The organism is Tabrizicola sp. (genome assembly GCF_034366665.1).
GTDB lineage: Bacteria > Pseudomonadota > Alphaproteobacteria > Rhodobacterales > Rhodobacteraceae > Tabrizicola.
In genome coordinates, this window is the sequence record NZ_JAXMMF010000074.1 from 1 (window position 1) to 7,715 (window position 7,715).

At 67.3% G+C, this 7,715-nt stretch carries 8 protein-coding genes and 1 pseudogene; 3 read left to right on the plus strand and 6 right to left on the minus strand.

Annotated features, from left to right (window positions below):
- Together U1E69_RS09965 and U1E69_RS09970 are read left to right on the plus strand one after the other, a co-directional pair.
- Positions 1-726 (plus strand): serine hydroxymethyltransferase (locus U1E69_RS09965; RefSeq protein WP_322244227.1); only part of this gene is annotated, 726 nt, incomplete at its 5' end.
- 282 nt (positions 727-1,008) lie between these two features.
- A complete protein-coding gene (locus tag U1E69_RS09970; protein ID WP_322244228.1) occupies positions 1,009-1,881 on the plus strand; it encodes a DUF817 domain-containing protein in 873 nt (290 codons plus the stop codon).
- A gap of 57 nt (positions 1,882-1,938) precedes the next feature.
- Here the strand turns inward: U1E69_RS09970 and U1E69_RS09975 are convergent, their stop codons facing one another.
- Positions 1,939-2,310, minus strand: coding sequence for a hypothetical protein (locus tag U1E69_RS09975; protein ID WP_322244229.1), 372 nt, complete (start codon positions 2,308-2,310; stop codon positions 1,939-1,941).
- A gap of 98 nt (positions 2,311-2,408) precedes the next feature.
- Here U1E69_RS09975 and U1E69_RS09980 point away from each other — a divergent pair, with 98 nt between their 5' ends.
- On the plus strand, positions 2,409-3,179 hold the full coding sequence (locus U1E69_RS09980) for an alpha/beta fold hydrolase (protein WP_322244230.1): 771 nt from the start codon (positions 2,409-2,411) through the stop codon (positions 3,177-3,179).
- A 28-nt stretch (positions 3,180-3,207) separates the two neighbouring features.
- Here U1E69_RS09980 and U1E69_RS09985 read toward each other — a convergent pair whose 3' ends face one another.
- From U1E69_RS09985 to U1E69_RS10005, 5 genes and pseudogenes are all read right to left on the minus strand, one after another.
- The gene (locus U1E69_RS09985) at positions 3,208-3,381 is read right to left on the minus strand and encodes a CTP synthetase (protein WP_322244231.1); all 174 of its coding nucleotides are present in this window, start codon (positions 3,379-3,381) and stop codon (positions 3,208-3,210) included.
- A 112-nt stretch (positions 3,382-3,493) separates the two neighbouring features.
- Positions 3,494-4,621, minus strand: coding sequence for an iron-containing alcohol dehydrogenase (locus tag U1E69_RS09990; RefSeq protein ID WP_322244232.1), 1,128 nt, complete (start codon positions 4,619-4,621; stop codon positions 3,494-3,496).
- On the minus strand, positions 4,618-6,102 hold the full coding sequence (gene glpK, locus U1E69_RS09995; RefSeq protein WP_322244233.1) for a glycerol kinase GlpK: 1,485 nt from the start codon (positions 6,100-6,102) through the stop codon (positions 4,618-4,620). The genes U1E69_RS09990 and glpK overlap by 4 nt, the downstream gene beginning before the upstream one ends.
- A gap of 25 nt (positions 6,103-6,127) precedes the next feature.
- On the minus strand, positions 6,128-7,249 hold the full coding sequence (locus U1E69_RS10000; RefSeq protein ID WP_322244234.1) for a P1 family peptidase: 1,122 nt from the start codon (positions 7,247-7,249) through the stop codon (positions 6,128-6,130).
- A gap of 96 nt (positions 7,250-7,345) precedes the next feature.
- Positions 7,346-7,715: pseudogene (locus U1E69_RS10005) on the minus strand (carbohydrate ABC transporter substrate-binding protein); the annotation flags it as partial.

Consider the following 7,715-nt stretch of genomic DNA (forward strand, 5'->3'; position numbering starts at 1 on the left):
TTCGCGAAAATGCGCGAGATTGCGGATTCGGTCGGCGCCTACCTCCTCGTCGACATGGCGCACTTCGCGGGCCTCGTCGCGGCGGGCCTCTACCCCAGCCCCTTCCCGCACGCCCATGTCGCCACCACCACGACGCACAAGACCCTGCGCGGCCCGCGGGGCGGCATGATCCTCACGAACGACGAGGACATCGCCAAGAAGGTGAACTCGGCGATCTTCCCGGGCATCCAGGGCGGCCCCCTGATGCATGTCATCGCCGCCAAGGCCGTGGCCTTCGGCGAGGCGCTGCGGCCCGGGTTCAAGACCTACCAGGCCCAGGTGATCAAGAACGCCCAGGCGCTTGCCGATGAACTCATGAAGGGCGGCCTCGACATCGTCACCGGCGGCACCGACACGCACCTGATGCTCGTGGACCTGCGGCCCAAGGGCGTGAAGGGCAACGCCACGGAAAAGGCGCTTGGCCGCGCCCACATCACCTGCAACAAGAACGGCATCCCCTTCGACAGCGAAAAGCCGACGATCACCAGCGGCGTCCGCCTCGGCACCCCCGCAGGCACCACCCGCGGCTTCGGTGAACCCGAGTTCCGCCAGATCGGCCGCTGGATCATCGAGGTCGTCGAAGGTCTGGCCGCGAACGGCGAAGACGGCAACGCCGCCGTGGAAGCCAAGGTCAAGGCCGAGGTAGAGGCCCTCTGCCAGACCTTCCCGATCTATCCGGGGTTGTAAAGCCGCGTCCAGCTGACTTGAGGCTCCGTGCGCAGCCCACGCGCGGGGCCTTTTCCTTTTCCACCCAAGGCTTTCACCTGGCTGCAAATATCCCCGCGCGGCGCGCACCCGAGCCGTTTTGCGTCCTTCACGCAAAACGGCGAGACAAATGGTCTTCGCGCCTGCCAAGGCGCTCAATTTGGCAACCGTGGTCTTGCAAGCCGCCGCCTCGTCGGCAATCCCCGACCTTGACGCGTCCTCTCCCGGTGGGTCTCATCCCCCTGCCCCATACCGCAGGACAAGATGACCACCCCAGACACCCGCTCCCTTGAACACCGCATGGGCGACTGGGCCCGGACCCGGCTGCCCTTTGCCGTCGCCGAACTGGTGATGTTTGTCCTCAAGCAAGGCTGGGCCTGTCTCTTCGGTGGCCTCCTCCTCCTCGCCATCATCGCCTCTAAGCTGATCTGGCACCCCGATTGGCCGCTGCACCGTTACGACGCGCTTTTCCTTTTCGCCATCGCCACGCAAGTCGTCTTCCTGGCGACGAAACTCGAAACCTGGGAGGAAGCCCGCGTCATCCTCCTTTTCCACCTCACCGGCACGGCGATGGAGTGGTTCAAGGTCCATGCCGGGTCCTGGGCCTACCCCGAGCCGGGGATCTTCATGCTGATGGGCGTGCCCCTCTTTTCGGGCTTCATGTATGCCGCCGTCGGCAGCTACATGGCCCGAGTCATCCGGGTTTTCGACATGGCGTTTGCGCCCTACCCCAGCTTCCCGCTCACGGTGGCGCTGGCCGTGGCAATTTATGTGAACTTCTTCGCCCATCATTTCCTGCCCGACATCCGACTGGCGCTGTTCGTGGCCACCGTCGCGCTTTACGGGCGCACCCGGATCTGGTTTCGCATCCACGACCGGCACTGGTGGATGCCGCTGCCAGTGGCCGCCATCCTGTCTGCCTTCGCGCTTTGGGTGGCCGAGAATGTCGGCACCGCCACCGGAACCTGGATCTACTCCGGCCAGCTTCCGGGCGAGATGGTCAGCTTGGCCAAGCTGGGGTCATGGTATCTGCTCTTGTACGTGGCCTTCGTCACCGTGACGCTGGTCACCCGCAGGGCGCTTTCGTCCCAGCCGCTGCAGGGCGGCCCGACTGCGGACATGGTCACCAGATCGTAAATGACCGCAGCCAAGCCATTGATTTCCCTTCGGGCGCCGAAAGCACCATGCCCGGTGCTAGAAATACCCGCGCCAGGCCAGGAAGCCCAGGATAGCCACCGCCAGCACCAGCACCCCGAACCCGACCGAGCCGACCATCCCCGCGAAGAGGTCGCGCCGACGGTTGACCGGATCGATCGCGATCAGATGCTTCAGGCAGACATCGTAGGCTTCGGTGACCTCGCCCATGTCGATCTGGCCCAGGAGCTTGGGGTTCTGCGCCCGGTGCGCCGAGGTCGCAAGCAACCGCCCGCTGTCGCGCACCTTCTTCGGCAGCGACCGCCCGGCCCGCTTGAGCTTGGCCGCAAGGTCGCGCCCGCCCAGGCCCAACCGTTCTTCCAGAAGCTGAGCCACCCGATCCGCCATCTGCTGGATCGTCACCGCACTCATCGCGCACCCCATCGACACCCTGCGGTAGAACCTAGAAGCGAAAGCCGACATGTTCAACCGGCTCTGGCCTGATCCTGCCGATGGGGCTATCAAAGGTCATGCTTGCCACGATCCGCCACCCCTCCCACGCCGCAGTCGAGGCGCCAACTCTGGTCATCGCGCATGGTCTTTACGGGTCGGGCCGGAACTGGGGCGTGATCGCCCGCCGCCTGGCCGACCGGCGAGACGTGGTGGCCGTCGACATGCGCAACCACGGCGACAGCCCGCGCGCGCCGACGCAGACCTATCCGGACATGGCCGCCGATCTGGCCGAAGTGATCGAAAGCCTTGGCGCGCCGGTGGACCTGCTGGGTCATTCGATGGGCGGGAAGGCGGCGATGCAGCTGGCCCTGACCCGGCCCGACCTGATCCGCCGTCTGGTCGTCGCCGACATTGCGCCCGTCGCCTACAACCACGATCAGACCCGCAACGCCCAGGCGATGGCCTCGCTTGACCTTGCGCGGATCACCACCCGGGCCGAGGCCGATGCAGCCCTGGCCCAACGGATCGACGACCCCGCCCTGCGCGCCTTTTTCCTGCAGTCGCTGGACCTGCGCCACAAGCCGCCGCGCTGGAAGCTGAACCTGACCGTTCTGGAGGAGGAGATGCCACAGATCGTCGGGTGGCCCGGCACGCAAGGCACCTTCGACCACCCCGCGCTGTTTCTGACCGGCGCAGACAGCAGCTACGTCCGGCCCGAGCACCGCGAGACGATCAGGGCGCTTTTCCCGAAGGCCCGCTTCGCGAAAATCCCCGGGGCAGGCCACTGGCTGCATGCGGAAAAGCCGCGCGAGTTCGAAGAGACGGTTCGGGTCTTTCTGGAAGCCTAGCCCGTCTGGAAGACTGCGGTCCGGAGGTCTAGCCGATCTTTCGGGCGACGGCCCAGGACACCGGCACAGCCAGCACAGCCCCCGCGACCGCAGCGATCACGATGGGCCAAAGCGTATCGTACCCCGCGCTGAGCACTGCAATCACGCCCGTCCCGGCCATCGCGGTCGCGACGATCGAATAAAGAACCATCATCAGGCGCATCGGACGTCCCTCCTTCGCAGGCTCTGCCGAAGGTCTAACCGGGTCCGCGGCCCGCCCACCTTGATCCGGATCAAGCACAAGCGCAGGAGTAGGGTGGGCGATATCGCCCACCCTACGCCCGCTCCAGCACCTCATGCAGGGTCGCATCGGGCAAGGGCACGGGATTGCCCTTCATCGACGAGGCATCCCGTGCAGCCGCAACGATTGCGGTGTGCTGGTCCTCGGTCACGCCCAGGGCGGCAAGCCCCGGCAGCCCTTCGGCCCAGGCCCAGGCCTGCAGCGCTGACGGAGCCTCGGCCGCGCTTGACCCCAGCGTTCCGGCCAGCACTGCGCAAACCTCGTCCAGCCGGTCCCGCGTCCCGCCTGATGCCGCCGCCCGGTTCGCCTGCAGGACCGGCCCCAGAAGCGCCCCGCAGATCGCGCCATGTGCGGCACCCGTCATACCGCCGATCACGCCCGCAAATCCATGCACCGCCCCAAGGCCCGCATTGGCCAGCGCCAACCCGCCGCAAAGGCTGACCCAGGCCATCCGGTCCCGCGCTTGCCCGTCCTCGCCCTGCATCAGTTGCATCAGCGCCGCCATGCCCAGACCAATGGCTGGCCGGGCCAGCGCATCGGTAAAGGGCGTCGCCTTGACCGAGACGTAGGGCTCGATCACCTGCGTCACCGCATCCAGGCCCGAGGCAAGCGTCACCGCCTTCGAACACCCGTCGGTCAGGGCCGGGTCGACGATAGCCAGCCGCGCCACCATGCGATCATCGCGCAGGCTGACCTTGCGGCCAAGCTCGGGCAGGCCGATCACGGCATTCTTCGTGACCTCTGCACCGGTCCCCGCCGTCGTCGGGATCGCGATGAAGGGCAGCGGTGAAGCCTTCAACGGCAGCCCTTTCCCGACCACCTCCAGATGCTCCATCGGTCCGTCCGGCGCGGGGATCAGCGCCGCCAGCGCCTTGCCAAAGTCCAGAGCCGCTCCACCGCCCAGCGCAGCAACCCAGGCAGGGCGGTGGACGCGGGCGGCGGTCAGGGCCGCCTCCAGATCGGCAAGGGTCGGTTCACCCGTGCAGGACAGTGCCAGGACCTGTGAGCCCAGGGCCTTGACCAGCCAGGCCGCCCGCGCCGGATTGGCCCCGTGGATCAGAAGCCCGCGTTCCCCAAAGGCACGGATCAGGTCGGGGGCCTTTACCGCCTCGCCCCGGCCAAAGAGGATGCGGCCCGGGGCGGTGATCCCGAAGGGAGTCATACCGACATCGTGGCGGCGATGGCCTTGCCCCAGCGGGCATATTTCGCGTCACGGATGGCGGGCTCCATCTGCGGCGTGAAGCGGCGGTCCAGCGCCCAGGATCGGGCGAATTCTTCCGGCCCGCCGATCACGCCCGCCTGCATCGCGGCAAGATAGGCCGCCCCCAGGGCCGTCGTCTCGGTCACCTTGGGCCGGTCCACGGGCGCGCCCAGGATGTCGGACAGGAACTGCATCGTCCAGTCGCTGGCGGTCATCCCGCCGTCGACGCGCAGAACGCCTTCCGCCGCCTTGCCCCAGTCGGCCCGCATCGCCTCCAGAAGGTCGCGGGTCTGGTAGCCGACGCTTTCCAGCGCGGCGCGGGCGAACTCGGCCGGGCCGGAGTTGCGGGTCAGGCCATAGACCGCGCCCCGGCAATCGGGCCGCCAGTAGGGCGCTCCAAGGCCGGTGAATGCGGGGACAAGGATCACGCCCTGCGCCTCCTCGGCCTGGTCGGCCAGGGGTTGGGTCTCCTTCGCCTCGCGGATGATCTTGAGGCCGTCGCGCAGCCACTGCACCACCGCCCCGGCGATGAAGATCGAGCCCTCGAGCGCGTAGGTGGGTTGGCCCTTCAGCTGGTAGGCGATGGTGGTCAGCAGGCGGTTCTTTGACGGGACCATGTCCGTGCCGGTGTTGAGAAGGGCGAAGCAGCCGGTCCCGTAGGTCGATTTCATCATGCCGGGGGCAAAGCAGGCCTGGCCCACAGTGGCGGCTTGCTGGTCGCCGGCAACGCCAAGGATCGGGATCTCGCGCCCGAAAAGGTCGGGGCGGGTCATGCCGAAGGGGGCGGCGCAGTCGTGGACCGAGGGGAGGAGGGACAGGGGGATGTCGAGAAGCTTGCAGATGTCCGCGTCCCACGCGCCCTTGGCGATGTTGTAAAGCAGGGTGCGGCTGGCGTTGGTGGCGTCGGTGGCGTGAACCTTGCCGCCGGTCAGGTTCCAGATCAGCCAGGTATCGACGGTGCCAAAGGCAAGCTCGCCCCGGTTGGCGCGGTCGCGCGCGCCTTCGACGTGGTCAAGCAGCCACTTGACCTTGGTCCCCGAGAAATAGGGGTCAAGAAGCAGACCGGTGCGGGCGGTGATCATCGGCTCATGTCCCTGCTCCTTCAGGGCAGTGCAGGTGTCAGCGGTGCGGCGGTCCTGCCAGACGATGGCGGGGTGGATCGGCTGGCCGGTGGCGCGGTCCCAGATCAGCGTCGTCTCGCGCTGGTTGGTGATGCCGATGGCGGCGATGGAGGTGGCGCTGACCCCGGCCTTCTCGATCGCGGCGCGGGCCGTTCCGGCGACGGTGGACCACAGATCGGCGGGGTTGTGTTCGACCCAGCCGGGGCGAGGGTAGGCCTGGGGAAACTCTTCCTGCGCTTGCGCCACGGGGCGCAGGCGGGCGTCGAACAGGATCGCGCGCGAGGAGGTGGTGCCCTGGTCGATGGCAAGGATGTGGGTCATGTACTGTGCTTTCCCTGGTCTACCGTCACCCCTGAAACCCCAGCGCGGCAAGCGGCAGGGCGGGGACGAAATTGCCGTCGCGTCCGGTCATCCCGTCATTCGCGATCATGCTGTTCAGAATGGCTTCCTCGGTCGCTTGCACCACGGCTTCGAAGAAGGGATCGATATGTTCGTCCGGCACGAAGCGGGCGTCGCGCAGGGCTGGCGCGCCCCGGTTGGAAAGGTCCTGGCCCGCAAGGTTCTGCCCGGCGGTCGAGAAGGCCAGGAAGATATCGCCCGAGGAATGCCGCGCGATCCCGCCCAGCCGCCCCACGCCAAAGCTGGCCCGGCGCGCAAGGCGCTTCAGCTGGTGTGGCAGGAAGGGCGCGTCCGTGGCAATCACCACAATGATGGAACTGAGGTCCGGTGCGGGGGCGCGGGTCTCCATCTGCGGCAGGGCGGGGTCACGTCCGATGCGGCGGCCCTGGATCACAAGGTCACCGCGCGCGCCGAAGTTCGCCTGCACGAAGACCCCCAGATGGTAGTCCGCGTCATACCTTACCCGGCGCGAGGCGGTGCCGGACCCCGCCTTGAAGCCGAAACACTTCATCCCCGTGCCACCACCCACACTGCCTTCATCAAGGGGGCCGCGGCGGGCGCTGTCGATGGCGGCGCGCACATGCGCCTCGGTCACGTGAAAGCCATTGATATCGTTCAGGAAGCCGTCATACGTCTCGGCCGCGACGGGCAGGGCGAAATCGTCGCCCAGATCCTCGGGCAACGCCTCGACGGCCCAGCGCACCGTGGCATCGCGGGCCAGGCCGCAGGAATGGGTGTTGGTGATGGTGATCGGCAGACCGAACTTGCCGGTCTCTTCGATGTAGTGGCTGCCCGTCAGCTCGCCATTGCCGTTCAGGCTGAAAAGGCCGGCAAAGACCGGGTCCAAAAGCTGGTTGGCCGGACGCGGCAGGATCGCCGTCACCCCGGTGCGGACCGGGCCTGTGCCGCGGCGAAGGGCACCCTCGCCAGTGATCAGCGTTGTATAGCCCACCGCCACACCCGGCACGTCGGTGATGGCGTTCCAGGTCCCTGGAGTGCCGTCGAAGCGCAGGCCCGCGCCGAAGGCACGCGTCTTGCCCGAGGGGGTGGTGGTCCAGAAGACTGTCATCGGTGTGGGTTCGCCCGGATTAGCCCGGGCACCAAATCAGGAAGCGGGAAGTGGGAAAAGGGCGGGGCAAAGATGCCCCGCCCTTCGCAACATGGCTTACTGCCAGGACTTGATCAGCTCGTCATAAGAGATCGTCTCGCCCTGAGGCTTCTCGTTCTCCAGCTTGGCCACCGGCGAGCCCGGCTCGTCAAGCCAGACCTGCGGGTCCTGCGGCTCGTTCAGCTTGGGGCCGATGTCGCCCTGGACGCCAGCGCGCTCGATCCGCTCCAGCACCTTTTCCTGCTCTTCGCAGAGGGCATCCAGCGCTTCCTGCGGGGTCTTCGATCCCGACATGGCGTCGCCGATGTTCTGCCACCACAGCTGCGCCATCTTCGGATAATCCGGGATGTTGGTGCCGGTGGGCGACCACTGCACGCGCGCGGGCGAGCGGTAGAATTCCACCAGACCGCCCAGCTTGGGCGCGCGT